At 64.6% G+C, this 16,047-nt stretch carries 16 protein-coding genes; 7 read left to right on the top strand and 9 right to left on the bottom strand.

Annotated elements, in window-relative coordinates:
• Positions 1-28: 28 nt before the first annotated feature.
• From nadA to ACKUUH_RS08075, 5 genes are all read right to left on the bottom strand, one after another.
• The gene (gene nadA / locus ACKUUH_RS08095) at positions 29-1,102 is read right to left on the bottom strand and encodes a quinolinate synthase NadA (RefSeq protein ID WP_407949387.1); all 1,074 of its coding nucleotides are present in this window, start codon (positions 1,100-1,102) and stop codon (positions 29-31) included.
• Positions 1,103-1,317: 215 nt separating this feature from the next.
• On the bottom strand, positions 1,318-2,322 hold the full coding sequence (locus ACKUUH_RS08090) for an NUDIX hydrolase (RefSeq protein ID WP_407949446.1): 1,005 nt from the start codon (positions 2,320-2,322) through the stop codon (positions 1,318-1,320).
• A 57-nt stretch (positions 2,323-2,379) separates the two neighbouring features.
• A complete protein-coding gene (locus tag ACKUUH_RS08085) occupies positions 2,380-2,913 on the bottom strand; it encodes a tyrosine phosphatase family protein (RefSeq protein WP_407949386.1) in 534 nt (177 codons plus the stop codon).
• A gap of 340 nt (positions 2,914-3,253) precedes the next feature.
• Positions 3,254-3,598: a hypothetical protein gene (locus ACKUUH_RS08080; RefSeq protein ID WP_407949385.1), complete on the bottom strand. Its 345-nt coding sequence runs from the start codon at positions 3,596-3,598 to the stop codon at positions 3,254-3,256.
• Positions 3,599-3,708: 110 nt separating this feature from the next.
• Complete coding sequence (locus tag ACKUUH_RS08075) at positions 3,709-4,329, bottom strand: hydrolase (RefSeq protein WP_407949384.1); 621 nt, start codon at positions 4,327-4,329, stop codon at positions 3,709-3,711.
• A 178-nt stretch (positions 4,330-4,507) separates the two neighbouring features.
• On the opposite strand from ACKUUH_RS08075, the gene ACKUUH_RS08070 reads away from it, so the two are divergent.
• Genes ACKUUH_RS08070 through ACKUUH_RS08055 form a run of 4 tightly spaced genes read left to right on the top strand, consistent with a single transcriptional unit; the run spans position 4,508 to position 9,184 of the window.
• A complete protein-coding gene (locus tag ACKUUH_RS08070; protein WP_407949383.1) occupies positions 4,508-7,042 on the top strand; it encodes a Lon protease family protein in 2,535 nt (844 codons plus the stop codon).
• On the top strand, positions 7,042-7,917 hold the full coding sequence (locus ACKUUH_RS08065; protein ID WP_407949382.1) for a hypothetical protein: 876 nt from the start codon (positions 7,042-7,044) through the stop codon (positions 7,915-7,917). The genes ACKUUH_RS08070 and ACKUUH_RS08065 overlap by 1 nt, the downstream gene beginning before the upstream one ends.
• 2 nt (positions 7,918-7,919) lie before the next feature.
• On the top strand, positions 7,920-8,780 hold the full coding sequence (locus ACKUUH_RS08060; protein WP_407949381.1) for a universal stress protein: 861 nt from the start codon (positions 7,920-7,922) through the stop codon (positions 8,778-8,780).
• A 32-nt stretch (positions 8,781-8,812) separates the two neighbouring features.
• Entirely contained in the window at positions 8,813-9,184 is a 372-nt protein-coding gene (locus ACKUUH_RS08055) for a hypothetical protein (protein ID WP_407949380.1), read from the top strand.
• Between the two features lie 21 nt (positions 9,185-9,205).
• Here ACKUUH_RS08055 and ACKUUH_RS08050 read toward each other — a convergent pair whose 3' ends face one another.
• The gene (locus ACKUUH_RS08050) at positions 9,206-10,330 is read right to left on the bottom strand and encodes a beta-ketoacyl-ACP synthase III (RefSeq protein WP_407949379.1); all 1,125 of its coding nucleotides are present in this window, start codon (positions 10,328-10,330) and stop codon (positions 9,206-9,208) included.
• 161 nt (positions 10,331-10,491) lie between these two features.
• On the opposite strand from ACKUUH_RS08050, the gene ACKUUH_RS08045 reads away from it, so the two are divergent.
• The gene (locus tag ACKUUH_RS08045) at positions 10,492-11,157 is read left to right on the top strand and encodes a pyridoxamine 5'-phosphate oxidase family protein (protein WP_407949378.1); all 666 of its coding nucleotides are present in this window, start codon (positions 10,492-10,494) and stop codon (positions 11,155-11,157) included.
• A gap of 10 nt (positions 11,158-11,167) precedes the next feature.
• On the opposite strand, the gene ACKUUH_RS08040 is transcribed toward ACKUUH_RS08045, so the two are convergent.
• The 3 genes from ACKUUH_RS08040 to ACKUUH_RS08030 form a co-directional block, all read right to left on the bottom strand.
• Entirely contained in the window at positions 11,168-11,824 is a 657-nt protein-coding gene (locus ACKUUH_RS08040) for a polymer-forming cytoskeletal protein (RefSeq protein WP_407949377.1), read from the bottom strand.
• A 122-nt stretch (positions 11,825-11,946) separates the two neighbouring features.
• Positions 11,947-12,555, bottom strand: a complete 609-nt coding sequence (locus tag ACKUUH_RS08035) for a DNA-3-methyladenine glycosylase I (RefSeq protein WP_407949376.1) — start codon at positions 12,553-12,555, stop codon at positions 11,947-11,949.
• Positions 12,552-13,442: a YgfZ/GcvT domain-containing protein gene (locus ACKUUH_RS08030; protein WP_407949375.1), complete on the bottom strand. Its 891-nt coding sequence runs from the start codon at positions 13,440-13,442 to the stop codon at positions 12,552-12,554. The genes ACKUUH_RS08035 and ACKUUH_RS08030 overlap by 4 nt, the downstream gene beginning before the upstream one ends.
• A 164-nt stretch (positions 13,443-13,606) precedes the next feature.
• On the opposite strand from ACKUUH_RS08030, the gene ACKUUH_RS08025 reads away from it, so the two are divergent.
• Complete coding sequence (locus ACKUUH_RS08025) at positions 13,607-14,611, top strand: glycosyltransferase family 9 protein (protein WP_407949374.1); 1,005 nt, start codon at positions 13,607-13,609, stop codon at positions 14,609-14,611.
• The gene (locus tag ACKUUH_RS08020) at positions 14,608-15,945 is read left to right on the top strand and encodes a dihydroorotase (protein WP_407949373.1); all 1,338 of its coding nucleotides are present in this window, start codon (positions 14,608-14,610) and stop codon (positions 15,943-15,945) included. Before ACKUUH_RS08025 ends, ACKUUH_RS08020 begins: the two co-directional genes overlap by 4 nt.
• Positions 15,946-16,047: the final 102 nt, after the last annotated feature.

The following is a 16,047-nucleotide window of genomic DNA, read 5'->3' as shown; positions in this document are numbered from 1 at the left end:
CTAGGCACCTCCAGACAGAGCCCGAAGCTCAGTTGCCGAGATTGATCATCCGTTCCACGGCGGCGCGTGCGCGCACGGCCACAGCCGGATCGACCGTCACTTCCTCGCGCATATAGACGAGGCTCTCGAGAATGTTCTTCAGCGAGATCCGCTTCATATGCGGGCAGAGGTTGCAGGGCCGCACGAATTCGACGTTGGGGTTTTCCACCGCCACATTGTCGCTCATGGAGCATTCCGTCACCATGACGACGCGCTTGGGCTGGTGTTCCTTCACCCAGTTGATCATGCCGGAGGTCGAGCCGGAGAAGTCCGCTTCCTCGACGACTTCGGGCGGGCATTCTGGATGCGCGATGATGACGATGTTCGGATCGTCCCGGCGATACTGGCGAAGCTCCTCCGCCGTGAAGCGCTCATGCACTTCGCAATGGCCCTTCCAGGTGAGGATTTTCACGCTTGTCTGTTTCGCGATGTTCTTCGCGAGGAATTCGTCGGGAATGCAGAGCACGCGGTCCGTGCCGAAGCTCTCGACGACCTGGAGCGCGTTGGAAGACGTGCAGCAGATATCGCTCTCCGCCTTCACCTCGGCCGACGTGTTCACGTAAGTGACGACCGGCACACCGGGAAACTTCTCGCGCAGCAGGCGCACATCGGCGCCCGTGATCGAATCGGCAAGCGAGCAGCCCGCCTTCACGTCCGGAATGAGAACGGTCTTTTCCGGGTTCAGCAGCTTCGAGGTTTCCGCCATGAAGTGCACGCCGCACTGGACGATTACATCCGCATCCACCTTCGCCGCTTCCTTTGCGAGCTGAAGGCTGTCGCCCGCAATGTCGCTCACGCAGTGGAAGATTTCCGGCGTCTGGTAGTTATGCGCGAGCACGACCGCGCCGCGCTCCTTTTTCAGCCTGTTGATCGCGTGGATATAGGGCGCAAAGAAGGGCCACTCGATGGAAGGGATGACGTGCTTCACCTTCTCGTAGAGCGGCGCCATTTCCCTGGCGAGCCCGGGCGTATATTCGAGCTCGGGCATCTCCAGCGGCTTGAACGCGCGCGCCGCGGGCTTGGGCGCGCCCGTCTTCTGCTGCATTTCACCTGCGAGGGCCATGGCGGCCTCCCTGAGCTGCGCTCCTATATGCTCCAACTGAGTATAAAGGGGCTATCAAAAACGCCGACACCCATCTTCATGTCGCCAGAGGACCGGGAAGGGGGGCCGGGCTCAACTTCGAGGCTTATGCTACGACTGAGCATTAACCCCGTCAATGCCAATTATAAGGGGGGCGTAACGGCGGGATTCAAGCGGAAAAGCGCCGCGAAACGGGCTCAGCTGTTCGCGCGGCTGCGCGAGGGGGCGAGCTTGAGGCCTGGCGCCGGGCGCTCGTTCAGCACCTCGCGGCGGAAGCGGAACTGCTCGGCGGGCCGCCCGCCGGTGCGCGTCGACATGCGGCCCGTGCGTTCCACGAGGCCTGCATTCTCGACGAGGCGGCGAAAATTCTGCTTGTGCACGTGGAGCCCGAGCAGCGCCTCCACCGTCTTTTGCAATTCGTAGAGCGTGAAGGCCGTCGGCATCAGCTCGAAGGCGACCGGGCGGTATTTGATCTTGGCGCGCAGCCGGCTCATCGCGGTCGCAAGAATGCGGCGATGGTCGAACTGCATCGGCCGGCCGAGTTGCGGCGTCTTGCCCTTGAAGAGATGTTGCGCGTTCGGGCGCCCGTCGCGCGCCGCTTCCAGCAGCAGGCCCGCGCTGTAGAGAAGCTCATAGCGCTCCAGCGCTTTCTCGTCGTCCCATTGAACGCCGTCCACGCCGAAGCAGAGCCGCATCCGGTCGCGCCGCTTGCCGCGCGCGAGTTCCTGCGGCGAGGCTTCCGATTGCTTCGCCACCCATTCGCGGAGCAGTGGCACGATCACCTGATCGACGATCGGCGGCTTGCCGTCGCGCCAGTCTTCCCACGGGAAGTGCTGGTACCAGTCGCGCCAGGCCGCACCTTTCGTCGCTTCGTCGCGGCTGCGCGTCAGTGCGAGATAGCCGACCGAGACGACATGTTCGCCCGGCGTCTCGATTTCGAGCGCGTGCCGCCCGCGATCGCCGAACGTGTAGAGCTGTTCGACATAGCCGAGTTCGAGTTGCGTCTGTTCCTGCACCCAGGAGCGCAAGCCGATTTCGAGCGTGCGGTGCTCCATCGGATTGAATGGGCCGAAGGGCAGCGCATCCCAGCCGCCCGTGCCGTCCGCTTCGTCATGCGGCACGACGAGGATTTTCGGCTCGTAGTCCAGAACGGTGACGATGGCGGCATTGAGCCCGATGACGACGGCCTTGTCGGCGCGCATCGCCGCTTCGGCGGCGGACTGGACGGAGGGCTTGGACGCAACCTCGGCCATCGCGCTTCAATCCCGGCTGGTGCGAAGAGCGGCGGGACGAAGAGGGATGGAGAAGAGTTCGCCTTCCCAGCAGGCGCGTCCGGGCCCCAGCGCCTCGACCGCGGCCGACATGCGCCCCTCGCGCTTCAGCAGGCTGTCGGCATGGCGCACCATCAGCCGGTTGGGATGCGCATGCGAGCCGCAGGCGCGGACCAGCCGGGCAAGCTCGTCTTCCGGGTGCCCCTCATTGAGCGCGCAGAGCGCGATGAAGGCGGCCGCCGTCGAGCGGCTGATCCCCGCCCAGCAGTGAACGAGCAGCGGGCTCTTCCGGTCCCACGCCTGCACGAAAGCGATGAGTTCGGCCACATGCTCGACGCCAGGCGGCACGAGATCGTCGATTTCCTCGGCAATGTCGTTCACGCCGAGGCGCAGATGCTGCGTGGGCAGGATGCCCTGCGGCGTGTCGATCATCGTGTCGGGATCGAGCAGGCTCACGAGATGCGAGGGCTTCACTTCCCTGATCGCATCCGGAACCGCACTGAGGGGGCTTACATAAATCATCATTCGCTCTGACGGGATCTCGAATCGGACGGCACAAAAAGGACGCGGATATTCGGAATCGACTATACGATTCCAATAACACAGATTTGTGCAAAGTCGGGCGGAAATCCAGAGGAAACCGTAACTTACCGGCGCCGCGACCCTCGGTCAGTTCCTCGAAACGCGCCAGAAACCGCGCCTGCGCCGTCTTCGTCGGCAGGGGGCCTATGCGGATCGGACGCCCCCTCAAACGCTGCTAGCCCGGCCCCAAGTCCGCGACGGGCGGGGGAGTTGGGTATTGTGTCCCCGCAATTGGTAACTGAATGGCCTGTAATTGGTGTCGGGCTCGATTCTCCGCCGCTCACTTCGGGGTGTGCACAGCGAACCCATTTTGTATGTAGCCGTGCTCGTCACCGCTAAACATTTCGTCGTCGTCCGCATCGGCCATGTCGCCCAGGGTTGGGGAGTGTCCGTCGTAATAAGACCCGACGAAACACTCGCCGCTGCACGCGAATGTTTTCGTTTCGCCCGGCGCTAGCCAAAAATCGAACGCGGATCCCCAATATTCGTCGTCCGACGGACAATTTTCGTCGCAAACCAGGATTTGCACGCTGTTGCCGTCCAGATTTGTAAGGGTGACAGCGCCCGCCGCCGACGCAAACGCGAACATCGCCAATGTTGTAACAACCGGCAGTTTCTGTCGCATGATTGGTTTCTCCCCCAAGAGGCCAGAGAAAAGCTAACAGACTCCGGACCGAAAGGAAACGCGAGCAATCACGGGGCTAATCATGGGGACAGAGTACCTGATTGCACACGTCACGCGCCCGCCAGTTCCTCGAAACGCGCCAGAAACCGCGCCTGCGCCTTCTTCGTCGGCAGGGGTTCGATGCGGATCGGGGTGAGCCCTCTCGGCCGACCGAAAAGCCGCGCCGCCTCTTCATCCGAAAAACCGGCGATCTGCGTCGCCTCGAAAAAGGCCGATGCATGGTCCGCCCGCTTGATCTGCTCCTCGACCGATTGCGGCAGTTCGGAGGGCAGCCCGAAGCGCACATGGATCGCCGCTGCCAGCCGGTGTTCGAAGGCCTTGTAGTCGATGCCGAGGGCCGCCTTGAACGGGCTGATCATGTCGCCGATCACATATTCGGGCGCATCGTGCAGCAGCGCCGCAAGCCGCCATTTCGCGGGCCAGCCGGGCCGGAAGCGCGCGCAGATGTCGTCCACCAGCACGCAATGTTCGGCCACCGTGAAGGCATGGTCGCCCATCGTCTGCCCGTTCCAGCGGGCAACGCGCGCAAGCCCGTGCGCGATATCGTCGATTTCCACATCGAGCGGCGAGGGGTCGAGCAGGTCGAGCCGGCGTCCGCTCAGCATGCGTTGCCAGGCGCGCGGCGGCGCGGCGGCTTTTCGTCCTGGCTGCTTCTGCTTCGGCTGTGTCATGGGAGGCGAAACTTAAGGGCCTTCCGCCTGTCTGTCGATTGCGGCGGAGAAAATGCCTGTGCGGAACTGTCCGATTGCGGTCAAACCCCGGCTTTGTCCATGATCGCGATGAGGTTAAGCTCGCCCTTCGCCCGGTCCGGGCGGGAGATACACGACCAGATAAGGCTGAACAAACGATATGACGGTCGAACCGGTTCCCTCCGAACTCCTCTATCGTGCCTGCGATGTGAGCCAGTTCGAATTTGGCACCACGGCGGAACTGGACGACCATACCGGCCTTGTCGGGCAGGAGCGCGTTCTCGATGCGCTGCGCTTCGGCACCGGTATCCGCCGCCAGGGCTACAACATCTTCGTGCTCGGGCCGGACGGGGCGGGCAAGCACGAGGCGGTGCTGCGTTTTCTCGCCAGCGCCGCGATGAAGGAGCGCGCGCCCTCCGACTGGGTCTATGTCAATAATTTCACGACCCCGCACAAGCCCGTGGCGCTTGAGCTCGGCGCTGGCACGGGCCGCCTCCTCAAGGAGGGCATGGACCGTCTCATCGAGGATCTGAAGGTCACGATCCCCTCGATCCTCGAAAGCGAGGAATACCAGAACCGCCGCCAGTCCATCGACGAGGAATACCAGGAGCGCCAGGAGCAGGCCTTCGAGGAACTGCGGGGCAAAGCCGAGGCGCAGGACATCGCGCTCCTTCGCACGCCAGCGGGTTTCGCGCTTGCGCCCGTGCATGACGGCAATGTCGTGAAACCCGACGAGTTCAACAAGCTTCCCGAAGAGGATCGCAAGCGCATCGAGGCGACGATCCAGTCGCTGCAGAAGGAGCTCGCCGAAACCATCGAGCGCATTCCGGGCTGGGAGAAGGAACATTTCCAGCGTGTCCGCGACCTGAACCGCGAAGTAGCCGACCGCGCCGTTGCGCAATCCATCCGTGAACTGCGCGCGCATTTCGAGGGCCTCCCGGCGGTCAGGAAATGGTTCGACGACGTGACCGCCGACCTCATCGCCAATATCGGCATGTTCGCGAGCGGCGGCGGCGAAGGCGAGAACGAGCAGCAGCGTGCCATCGCCGCCATGCAGGCGATAATGCAGGGCCGTGGCGCCGGCTTCGCGCAGGGCGATCCCTTCCGCCGCTACGAGGTGAACGTCGTCGTCGACAACAGCGCCGAAGCGCGCAAGGGCGGCGCCGCCACGTCGCGGGCGCAGGATGTCGCCGATGCGGGCGGCTATATCGGCGGTGGCGCTCCGATCCTCTACGAGGATCACCCGACCATGGCGAACCTGCTCGGCCGCGTGGAGCACATGCCGCAGATGGGCGCGCTCGTCACCGACTTCATGCTCATCAAGCCGGGCTCTCTCCACCGCGCGAATGGCGGCTATCTCCTCATCGACGCGCTGAAGCTGTTGCGCGAGCCGTTTGCATGGGATGCGCTGAAGCGCGCCATCCGCCGCCGCAAGCTCGTCATCGAAAGTCCGGGCGAATATCTGAGCCTCGTGAGCACGGTCTCCCTCGAGCCCGATCCCATCCCGCTCAACGTGAAGGTGATCCTGCTCGGCGACCGCTATCTCTATTATGTGCTGAGCAACCTCGATCCGGACTTCGGCGAACTCTTCAAGGTCGCCGCCGACTTCGAGGACGAGATCGACCGCGAAGCGGAGAACGATCTCTTCTATGCGCGCCTGCTTGCCAGCACCTGCCGCGAGGAAGGCCTGCTGCCGCTCGACCGCTCGGGCGTCGGCCGCATCATCGAGCGTTCCTCGCGTCAGGCGGAGGACGCGGAAAAACTGTCGATGGTCATGCGTCCCATCGTCGATCTCATGTGCGAGGCCGATCACATCGCGCGCAGCGCGGGCGCCAGGACCATCACGGCCGATCATGTGGACGAGGCCGTCGAGGCGCAGATCGGCCGCGCCGACCGCCTGCGCGAACGCAGTCTCGAAATGATCACGCGCGACATCGTGATGATCGACACCGAGGGCGAGCGCATCGGTCAGGTGAACGGCCTCTCCGTTCTTTCGATGGGCAGCATCACCTTCGGGCGTCCGAGCCGCATCACCGCGCGCGTGCGCATGGGTCTCGGCAGCGCCCGCGTCATCGACATCGAGCGCGAGGTGGCGCTGGGCGGCCCGATCCACACCAAGGGCGTGCTCATCCTGTCGGGTTACATCTCCGGCCAGTTCCTGCCGGAGATACCGCTTTCCATGAGCGCGAGCGTCGTCTTCGAGCAGTCCTATGGCGGCGTCGATGGCGACAGTGCCTCCTCGGCGGAACTCTACGCGCTGATTTCCGCGCTCGCCGAAGCGCCGATTGCGCAAGGCCTCGCGGTCACGGGCTCCGTCAACCAGCTCGGCGAAGTGCAGGCGATCGGCGGCGTCAACGACAAGATCGAGGGCTTTTTCGACATCTGCATGCGGCGCGGCCTAACGGGCGACCAGGGCGTCCTCATTCCCGCCTCGAATGTGAAGCATCTGATGTTGCGTCAGGATGTTGTCGACGCGGTGGAACGCGGCGTGTTCGCGATCTATCCTGTCGAGCATGTGGAAGAAGGCGTCGAGCTCCTCATGGGCGCGCCTGCGGGCGTGCGCGGCGCGGACGGCCACTTCCCGGCGGGCTCGATCTTTGCCCGCGCGGAAGAGCGCCTTGCCGCCTTCGCGGACAATCAGCGCCGCTTCGCCCAGCGCTCGGACGACGGCAACAGCGTCAGGAAGGGCAGTTGATGGCAAGCCCGGACAGGAAACCGGAAGGCGGCGCCGCGGAGCAGCCGCGCGTCGTGATCGGCCTCGATACGTCTTTCGTCGCCCGCGAGGCGCTGTCGCTTGCCGCGCGTCTCGCGGCATCCGTTGACGCGCGCCTCAAGGGTGTCTTTGTCGAGGACGACAATCTCATCGCGCTGGCGAGCCTTCCCTTCGCGCGCGAGGTTTCTTTTTCGGGCGATGTCCGCGAGCTCGATCCCGAGCGCATGCTCCGTGCCATGAAGGCGCAGGCCGAGAGTGCCAGGCGCATGCTCGCCCGCATCGCGGCGGAGGCGCATGTGGACTGGAGTTTCGACGTGCGCCGGGGCCGCCCGCTCGCCTCGCTTGCGGCAAGCGCCTCGTCGGAGGACACGCTGGTCATCAGGGCGCCGGGAGAGACCGCGCGCGAGGTGGGCCGCGCCGTTCGCGCCGCAACGCGCGAGACGCGGGCCGACGTGCTCCTCGTCTCGCGTGGTGCGGGCCTGCGCTCTTCGCTTCCCGCCCACGGCCCGGCGCCAAGGCGGTCCACGCCCTCCCTTCAGCAGTTCCTGCCGGGGCGCTCCGTCGCCGTGGTGGACGAGGGGTCGAGCGCGGGCGAAAGTTGCAGCGCCTTCGCCGAGGCGCTGGCTGCGCGTTTCGGCGCCGCATTCATGCGTCTGCCGGCCAGAGGTCTCGGCCCGGCCGATATCGCCGCCGCCGCGCGGCAGTCGGGCGTCGGATTGCTTGTAGTCAATGCGGACTGGTTCGGCGACGACGACGATGCGGGACGATTGTCCGCGGCCGCGGGCTGCCCCGTTCTGCTGCTTGGCCGCGAGCGCGAGCCGAGGCTCGCGTCTGAAGAAAACAACCAAGGAGATTGATCATGTCCGTTCGTAAGATTCTCGTGCCTCTCGCCGGAAGGGCGGAGGATGACGAAGTGCTCGCGACGGCGCTCTCGGTTGCGCGCGGCTTCGGGGCGCAGCTTGTCGGCCTCTTCGCCCGGCCCGATCCCACGGAAGCGCTGCCCTATCTCGGCGATGGCGTGTCGGGCCAGGTGATCGAGGACCTGATGCAGGCAGCGCGCGAAGGCGCGGATCAGGCATCGGGCCGCGTGAAGGCGGCGCTCGAAAAGGTGGCGAAAGAGGCGGGCGTTGCCGTCGCGCAGAAGGGCGGCGAGCCCGTGCTTCCCTCGGTCCGCTTTCTCGACGTCACGGGCCGCCGCGACGAGGTCGTCGCCACGCAAAGCCGCCTCTCGGACCTCATCGTCTTCGGCGAGGGTACGACCGGCGTGGCCGGCGGCACCGCGCTCGAAGCGGCCATGATGAGCGCCGGGCGTCCCGTTCTCATTGCGCCGAAGAAAGCGTGGAATCCCGTCGGCGGCTCCGTCTGCATCGGCTGGGACGAGAGTGCGGAAGCGGCCCGCGCCGTCACGGCAGCGATCCCCTTCCTCGAAGCGGCGAAGAAGGTGACGATCCTCTGTATCGGCGGCAAGGAGCTCGATCCCGCGCCCGGCTCGACGCTGGCGGATTATCTCGAACTCCACGGCATCGTCGCCGACGTGCATCTTGTCGACGCGGCGGGACGCGCCTCGGGCGAGGTCTTGCTTGAACAGGCGGAAAAGGCGAAGACGGATATTCTCGTCATGGGCGGCTACAGCCACAGCCGCCTCGTCGAATTCATCATCGGCGGCGCGACGCAGCATGTCCGCTCGCATGCCACGATCCCCGTGCTCATGGCACATTGAAAACCCGGCACATTGAAGAAACGGAAGATTGAATGACCCTCTACCACGTTCACATGACCCTCGCGCGCAACGAGGAACACCCCAACGGCTCGCCCGCTCACGGCTACGATCTCGTGCTCCCGCTCGATGCGGAGATGAAACTCGATCCACAGGCCTGGAAGGCGCATTCGAAGGAATGCACCGTGCGCCGTTTCTGGGCGGGTGAGGGAGACCAGAAGGGTCTGCTGCGCCATATCGGCCGCGGCTGGGCGATCGACTACGACATGTCGACGCCTGAAGCCGACGAGCCCTTCTTCAAGCTCGACCAGCATGAGTTCAAGGCCGGCGAATATCTTTCGGTGCAGGAACAGGACGGCGAGATGCAGACCTTCCGCATCGTCACCGTCGAACCGCTGAAAAAGTAACGCGAAGGAGAAAGCGCGTCGTCAGGCGCGCTTTCTCACCAGCACATTGCCGACCGAGTAACCTGCGCCGAAGCTGCAGATGAGCCCGAGATCGCCTTCCTTCAGGTCTTCGTTGAACTGGCTGAAGGTGATGATGGAGCCCGCCGAACTCGTGTTCGCATATTCCTGCAGGATGTTCGGCTGTTCGTGCCGTTCCGGATCGCGGCCCAGCACCTTGCGGCCGATGAAATCGTTCATGCTCTTGTTGGCCTGATGCAGCCACATCCGCTTCAGGTCCTTCGGGTCGAGCCCTTCGTCCGCCATGTGCTCGAGAATGAGCTGCGAGACCATCGGCACGACTTCCTTGAAGACCTTGCGGCCTTCCTGCACGAAGAGCTTGTCCTTCGCGCCGATGCCTTCAGGCGTCGCGCGGTTGAGGAAGCCGAAATTGTTGCGGATGTTGTTGGAAAACTTCGTCTTCAGCCGTGTGCCGAGAACTTCCCACGCACCCTTCGCCGTGCAGGTCTCCTCACGCTCGAGAACGATCGCGGTGCACACGTCGCCGAAGATGAAATGACTGTCGCGGTCGCGGAAGTTGAGGTGGCCGGAGCAGATTTCCGGATCGACGATCAGCACGCAACGGACCGAGCCCGAGCGCAGCATGTCGTAGGCGGTCTGGATGCCGAAGGTCGCTGACGAGCAGGCGACGTTCATGTCGAAGCCGAAACCCTCGATGCCGAGCAGGTCCTGCACTTCGACCGCAATGGCGGGGTAGGGCCGTTCGAGGTTCGAACAGGCGACGAGCACGGCGTCGATGTCGGCAGGCGTCTTCTCCGCGCGCGCCATCGCCATCTTCGCCGCGTCCACCGCCATCTCCGCGAGGATCGACGGCTCGTCGTTGGAACGTTGCCGGAGCCTCGGCGCCATGATGTCGGGATCGACGATCCCCGACTTGTTCATCACATAGCGCGACTCGATACCCGACGCCTTGACGATGAACTCGACGTTCGATTCTGCCAGCGCCTCCATCTCGCCGCGCTCGATCGCGGCGGCGTTCTCCTCATTGTGCTTGCGCACATAAGCGTTGAAGGTATCGACGAGTTCCTCGTTACTGACGGAGTAGGGCGGCGTGAAAACGCCCGTCCCGCTGATGACGACTTTGGTCACTGTTCACCTGACTCTGAATTCTTGATGCCGGCGCGCATTCCGTAACATTGAGCTTGGTTCTGCGGGATGCGCGATGCGGCTCCCCCTAGCCACGCGACTAAAATAGAACAGCCGTCCCGGCGATGCTACTGCCGAAGGACGAAGGAAAAGGGAGGGGCTGGATGTCCGATATTCAACTGCCGGAGGCCGTTCCGCCGGTGCCGTCCGGGCCCAGCGAGGGAGAAGACCTGCGGGCTTTGACGCTTGGCGATATGGCCGGGCTGGCGCTCGCCTTGCCGAAGGAAGGCGTCGAAAATGCAAGGTCTCCCTTGCGTAAACCAGCATTCGCGACCCTCACGGAGGAGGGCGGTCCGGCGGTTCGAACCGTCTTCCTGCGGGGCATGGATGCCGGGGCCCGCCGCCTCACGGCGTTCACCGATGCCCGCTCGCGCAAGGTGGCCGAGCTGGAGCGCGATCCGCGCGCGGCCCTGCTTTTTTACGATCCCTTGTCTGACATTCAGGTGCGGCTCACCGGCCGGTCCGCGATTCACCGGACAGGCGAACCGGCCGGCAGGGCCTGGGAAAGCGCCGCCCCGTCGAGCCGCCGGGCCTATCTCGTCACGGCGCCGCCGGGCTCGCTCTCGGCAGGTCCTGTGTCGGGCCTGCCCGAAGACGTGGAAGGCATCATCCCGCCGCTTGAAAGACTGGAAGAAGGGCGCCTGAATTTCGCGCTCCTCGAATTCATCTTCGAGGAAGCGGATGTCGTCGTATTGAGCCGCACAGGCCACCGCCGCGCGCGCATCCGCTTTTCGGCGGCTGCGGCGCAGGGGGAGTGGCTCGTTCCTTAAGCGGTCGAAATCAGATCATCGACGCCGAGCGGCTTGAGCTGTTGCCCTGACCGCTTGTGCTGCTGTCGCCCGATTTGTTCTCGTCCTTGCCGCCCGATGAGGCGAGGCGCGGCTTCTCCGAAGCGTCTTCGGCGGACTGGGCGCGGATCTCGCCGCTCACCTGGCCGCCTTGTTCGACCTTCAGCTCGCCATAATGAACCGTGCCCGTCACGCGCCCCGAAGAATTGATCGTCAGGCATTTCTTGACGGTCAGCGTGCCGTCGAACTTGCCGTTGATCTCGGCCGCGTCGACAGTCGCTTCGCCGCGCACGTCGCCGGTTTCGGAAATCGTCAGCGTGCCGCTCTCGATGGTCGCCTGAACATCGCCTTCGATCACGAGCGAGTCGCACGACTGAATCTTGCCTTCGAGCTTGAGGCCGCGCCCGACATGGAGATTAGCGGCGGTCGGCGTCGAGGAACTGGCGGTCGATTGAAGAGTGCGCACGGTGGGCTTCCTTGCTTGGTAGGATGGAGTGACCGAGCGCGTGGCGCCGCTGTCGGCGTCGCGCTCTTCGGGGTTGATGTCGGGCGGCGTCTGCTTGGGAGCGACGCTCGCCGATTGCGTGCCGGAAGAACCCGGCGACGGCGATGAATCGGTGTCGGAAACACCCTTGGGGCGCTTGAACATTTCTGGAATCCCCTCCGCTGGCTGGAACGGAAGCAACGATAAAGGCGCAACGTGGCCCGCATGTGCCGACAATGTGGCGGAACATTGATGAGGCGCGACCAGCAGCGCATAACGCCGCTTAATTATTGGTTTTGATTTCGCACCAATGCGGAGCAAGTCTTGTGGCGCGGGCACGTCACGAGATGATCGTTGACGATGCCGACCGCCTGCGCGAAGGCATAGACGATCGTCGGTCCACAGAATTTGAAGCCGCGCTTCTTCAATTCCTTCGACATCGAAACGCTCATCGGCGTTTCGGCCGGCACCTGGGCGATGCTCTTCCACTTGTTCTGTTGAGGCACACCGTCGGTGAAGCTCCACAGGAAGTCCGAAAAGCCCTCGCCCTTTTCCATCATGTCGAGATAGGCACGCGCATTGCCGATCGTCGCCTCGATCTTTCCCCGATGGCGGATGATGCCGGGGTTTTTCAGCAGTTTTTCGACCCTGGCGGGCTTGTATCGCGCGATTGTCTCCGGCTCGAAACCGTCGAAAGCCTCGCGGAATGTCTCGCGCTTGCGGAGGATCGTGATCCAGGAGAGCCCGGCCTGGAATCCGTCGAGGATCAGCTTCTCGAACAGCGCCCGGTCGTCATATTCCGGCACGCCCCATTCCTCGTCGTGATAGGCGACATAAAGCGGATCCTCGCCCGGCCAGGGGCAGCGCCCCGCCACGCTCGCCTTGGAGCTCGTCATTGTTCTTCCCCCTCCGCCGCTTCGAGGCGAAGCCATTCGGGTATTTCGGGCTGGATTTCCGCTGCTCCCGCTTCCAGCACGGAGCCGCGAACAAGGTCGAGCCGGATCAGCGCGAGCGCCCGCGATGTTTCCGCATCGCCCGAGAAAATCGTCCCCACCTCGCGCGCACCGCCCTTGATGGGAGTATCCGGCGGCGGCAGGTCGCCCTCCACATGCACCGGCAGCAGCCTTTTTCTGACGCTGCCGCGCCGCTTCGTCCGCGAGGTCACTTCCTGGCCGACATAGCAGCCCTTGTGGAAGTCGATTCCGTTAAGTTCGTCGAAATTGACCTCGAGGGGAAAGGTCCGGTCCGGTTCAAAATCCCGCGCCGCGTCGCCCACGCCGAGCCCGATTCTGTGCCGGTGCCATGCCGTTTCGGGGACGGCCTCGGCGCCCGCCGCTTTTATGGCCGCCTCGATCTCCGCCTTCGGCAGGATCGCGCGGCGCCCCATGGCGGCAAGCCGGGGGTCCGCACAGCCCGGCCCCTCGGGCACCGGGGTGCGGTCCTCGTGCCAGATCGCGACGACGCCCAGGCTCTCGCTCAGATCGTCGATCGTCACCTTCGCACGCAGCTTGTACATGGTGAGTCGTTTCGCGAGATCGCCCGCCCGCGCGCCGTCGCAGTCGAGGAGTACGGCATTCGCGTCCGCCGGATCGGCACACATGAAAAAGTCGAAGAGGAACTTGCCCTGCGGCGTCAGCAGGGCGGCATAGACCGCATGGCCAGGGGCCACCCGCTCCACATTATTGGTGACGAGATTCTGCAGGAAGCTCCGCGCCTCCTCGCCTGCGATCCGAATAACCCCGCGCCCGCTCAAGGGGGAAGCCAGCGCCCCAGCCATCGCCATTTGCCTCGTTTCGTTAGGGCATTCAGATTTAGGGCCGCGCGCTCCCTTGCGCAAGGCCGCCGCGCGCCTCCGGCAAACTTGGCACGCGCTGCCGCCTCCTATAAACCGGGGGAACAGGGTGCACCGGCGGGCCCGATCTCTCACAAGCCCTTCGCGGATCGTAAATGCGAATTCTCTTTATTGCGTCGAACCGTATCGGCGACGCCGTCCTCTCCACGGGCGTGCTTGGCGGCCTGATGGAGCGCTACCCGCAAGCCGAATTCTGGGTCGCCTGCGGGCCGCTCGCCGTTCCGGTCTTCGCGCATGCGCCGCGCGTCACGCGCATCATCGAGATGCGCAAGGAAAAGCGCATCGGCCACTGGCGCAAGCTCCTCAAGGCGACCATGTTCCGCCGCTTCGACATCGTGGTCGATCTGCGCGGCTCGGCGACGGCCTGGCTGCTCTGGACCTTCGACCGCCGGATTTTGAAGCCCGAACACACGCTCCACCGCGTCGAGCACAATGCGCGCACCGTCGGCCTCGACCCGGCGCCGTCCCCGCGCCTCTGGCCGGGCGAGGAAATGATCGCCAGGGCGAAGAAGACGATCCCCGACGGCATGTCGGTTCTCGCGATGGGGCCCACCGCCGCCTGGCCCGGCAAGATGTGGCCGGTCGAGCGTTTCGCGGAGCTCGCGCGCCGCCTTCTCGCGCCCGGCGGCGCGATGGAAGGCGCGCATCTCCTCGTCACCGGCGGCCCCGGCGAGCAGGAAAAATGCCGTCCCCTTCTCGAAGCTGTTTCGCCCGAACGCCGCATCGATCTCGTCGGCGCCGGTATCGACGAGGTCGGCGCCTGCTTTGCCCGCGTCCGTCTTTATGTCGGCAACGATTCCGGCCTCATGCATCTTGCCGCCGCGGCGGGCGCGCCTACCATCGGTCTTTTCGGGCCGACGGCAGATGCCATCTATTCGCCCTGGGGTCCGGAAGCCGTCACGGTCCGCGTGCCTCGCACACATGAAGAAATCGAGGCGGAGGAGGGCGGCGAGGTCACCTGGCACCTGAGCCGCAACCACATGGAAGACCTCGACGTCGAGACGGTCGAAAAGGCCGCCGCCGCCTTGTTGGCGAAAACCGCCCGAAAAGACCAGAATGACGTCCTCGCCCCTGAGCCCGAAAAAGGACAAGTCTCGTGAGCATCACCTACGACCTGATCTTCCGCCGCGGCACGATCGTCAATCATGACGGCATCGGCGAAGCCGATATCGCCGTGAAGGACGGGCTCATCGTCGAAATCGGCGATCTCTCCCGCGCAGATGCGGCCGAGATCGTCGACGTGAAGGGGCTCCATGTCCTGCCCGGCGTGGTGGACAGCCAGGTCCATCTGCGCGAGCCCGGCAACGAGCACAAGGAAGACCTCGAATCGGGCGGCCGCGCCGCCGCGCTCGGCGGCGTCACCTCCGTCTTCGAAATGCCGAACACCAGGCCGCCCACGACGACGCCCGATGCGCTCGCCGACAAGGTTGCCCGCGCCCGCCACCGCATGTATTGCGACTTCGCTTTTTACGGCGGCGCGACGACGGAGAATGTCGAAATTCTCGCCGATATCGAGCGCGAGCCCGGTTGCTGCGGCATCAAGGTTTTCATGGGTTCCTCCACCGGCACGCTCCTCGTCGAGAAGGACGAAGATGTGCTGCGCGTGCTGCGCGCGATCCGCCGCCGCGCTGCCTTCCACTCGGAAGACGAGTTCCGCCTGCGCGAGCGCCGCGAACTCGCGCTGCTCGGCCATGTCGACACGCATCCCGTCTGGCGCGACGCGGAGGCCGCCGTTCTCTGCACCACGCGCCTCCTGCGTCTTGCGCGCGAGGCGGGCAAGCGCATCCATGTGCTGCATATCTCGACGGCGGACGAAATCCCGCTCCTCGCGCACCACAAGGACATCGCGACGGTGGAAGTCACCCCGCAGCATCTGACGCTCGCCGCGCCCGAATGCTACGAGGCGCTCGGCACCTACGCGCAGATGAACCCGCCCATTCGCGGCCACGAGCATCGCGCGGGTCTCTGGGAAGGCATCGCCGCCGGCATCGTCGACGTGCTCGGCTCCGACCACGCGCCCCACACCATCGAGGAAAAAGAGCAGACCTATCCGAAGTCGCCATCGGGCATGCCCGGCGTGCAGACGCTCGTGCCCGTCATGCTCAACCATGTGAACGAAGGCCGCCTCACGCTGCAACGTTTCGTGGACCTGACCTCGGCGGGCCCGCAGCGCATTTTCGGCATGGCGCGCAAGGGCCGCATCGCCGTCGGCTACGACGCCGATCTCACCATCGTCGACATGTCGGCCACGCGCACCATCGAAGACAAGTGGATCGCCTCGAAATGCGGCTGGACGCCCTACAACGGCATGCAGGTAAAGGGCTGGCCCATCGGCACCGTCGTGCGCGGCCACCGCGCCATGTGGGAAGACGAACTCGACGCACAGGCCACCGGCGAACCGATCACCTTCGTCGAGAACCTGCCGCATCATTGAGCGGAAGTAATCCGGTCTCTGCACAGAGCGGCCCATCCATCAGGATCACCCTCCCCAAGGATTTCTCTGCAAAAGAGGGTGGCGGCTGGTGTTGATTGATGA

Source organism: Parvibaculum sp., assembly GCF_045863935.1.
GTDB lineage: Bacteria > Pseudomonadota > Alphaproteobacteria > Parvibaculales > Parvibaculaceae > Parvibaculum.
The sequence above is the reverse complement of the archived record's forward strand: the minus strand, read 5'-3'. Positions and strand labels throughout refer to the sequence as shown.

Excerpts from the sequence above, each read along its gene's own strand:
- ACKUUH_RS08070 (WP_407949383.1), top strand. The coding sequence starts at position 4,508 with ATGACGGTCGAACCGGTTCCCTCCGAACTCCTCTATCGTGCCTGCGAT.
- ACKUUH_RS08040 (WP_407949377.1), bottom strand. The coding sequence starts at position 11,824 with ATGTTCAAGCGCCCCAAGGGTGTTTCCGACACCGATTCATCGCCGTCG.
- ACKUUH_RS08080 (WP_407949385.1), bottom strand. The coding sequence starts at position 3,598 with ATGCGACAGAAACTGCCGGTTGTTACAACATTGGCGATGTTCGCGTTT.
- ACKUUH_RS08035 (WP_407949376.1), bottom strand. The coding sequence starts at position 12,555 with ATGACGAGCTCCAAGGCGAGCGTGGCGGGGCGCTGCCCCTGGCCGGGC.
- nadA (WP_407949387.1), bottom strand. The coding sequence starts at position 1,102 with ATGGCCCTCGCAGGTGAAATGCAGCAGAAGACGGGCGCGCCCAAGCCC.
- ACKUUH_RS08055 (WP_407949380.1), top strand. The coding sequence starts at position 8,813 with ATGACCCTCTACCACGTTCACATGACCCTCGCGCGCAACGAGGAACAC.
- ACKUUH_RS08090 (WP_407949446.1), bottom strand. The coding sequence starts at position 2,322 with ATGCGCGCCGACAAGGCCGTCGTCATCGGGCTCAATGCCGCCATCGTC.
- ACKUUH_RS08030 (WP_407949375.1), bottom strand. The coding sequence starts at position 13,442 with ATGGCGATGGCTGGGGCGCTGGCTTCCCCCTTGAGCGGGCGCGGGGTT.
- ACKUUH_RS08085 (WP_407949386.1), bottom strand. The coding sequence starts at position 2,913 with ATGATTTATGTAAGCCCCCTCAGTGCGGTTCCGGATGCGATCAGGGAA.
- ACKUUH_RS08065 (WP_407949382.1), top strand. The coding sequence starts at position 7,042 with ATGGCAAGCCCGGACAGGAAACCGGAAGGCGGCGCCGCGGAGCAGCCG.
- ACKUUH_RS08060 (WP_407949381.1), top strand. The coding sequence starts at position 7,920 with ATGTCCGTTCGTAAGATTCTCGTGCCTCTCGCCGGAAGGGCGGAGGAT.
- ACKUUH_RS08025 (WP_407949374.1), top strand. The coding sequence starts at position 13,607 with ATGCGAATTCTCTTTATTGCGTCGAACCGTATCGGCGACGCCGTCCTC.
- ACKUUH_RS08075 (WP_407949384.1), bottom strand. The coding sequence starts at position 4,329 with ATGACACAGCCGAAGCAGAAGCAGCCAGGACGAAAAGCCGCCGCGCCG.
- ACKUUH_RS08045 (WP_407949378.1), top strand. The coding sequence starts at position 10,492 with ATGTCCGATATTCAACTGCCGGAGGCCGTTCCGCCGGTGCCGTCCGGG.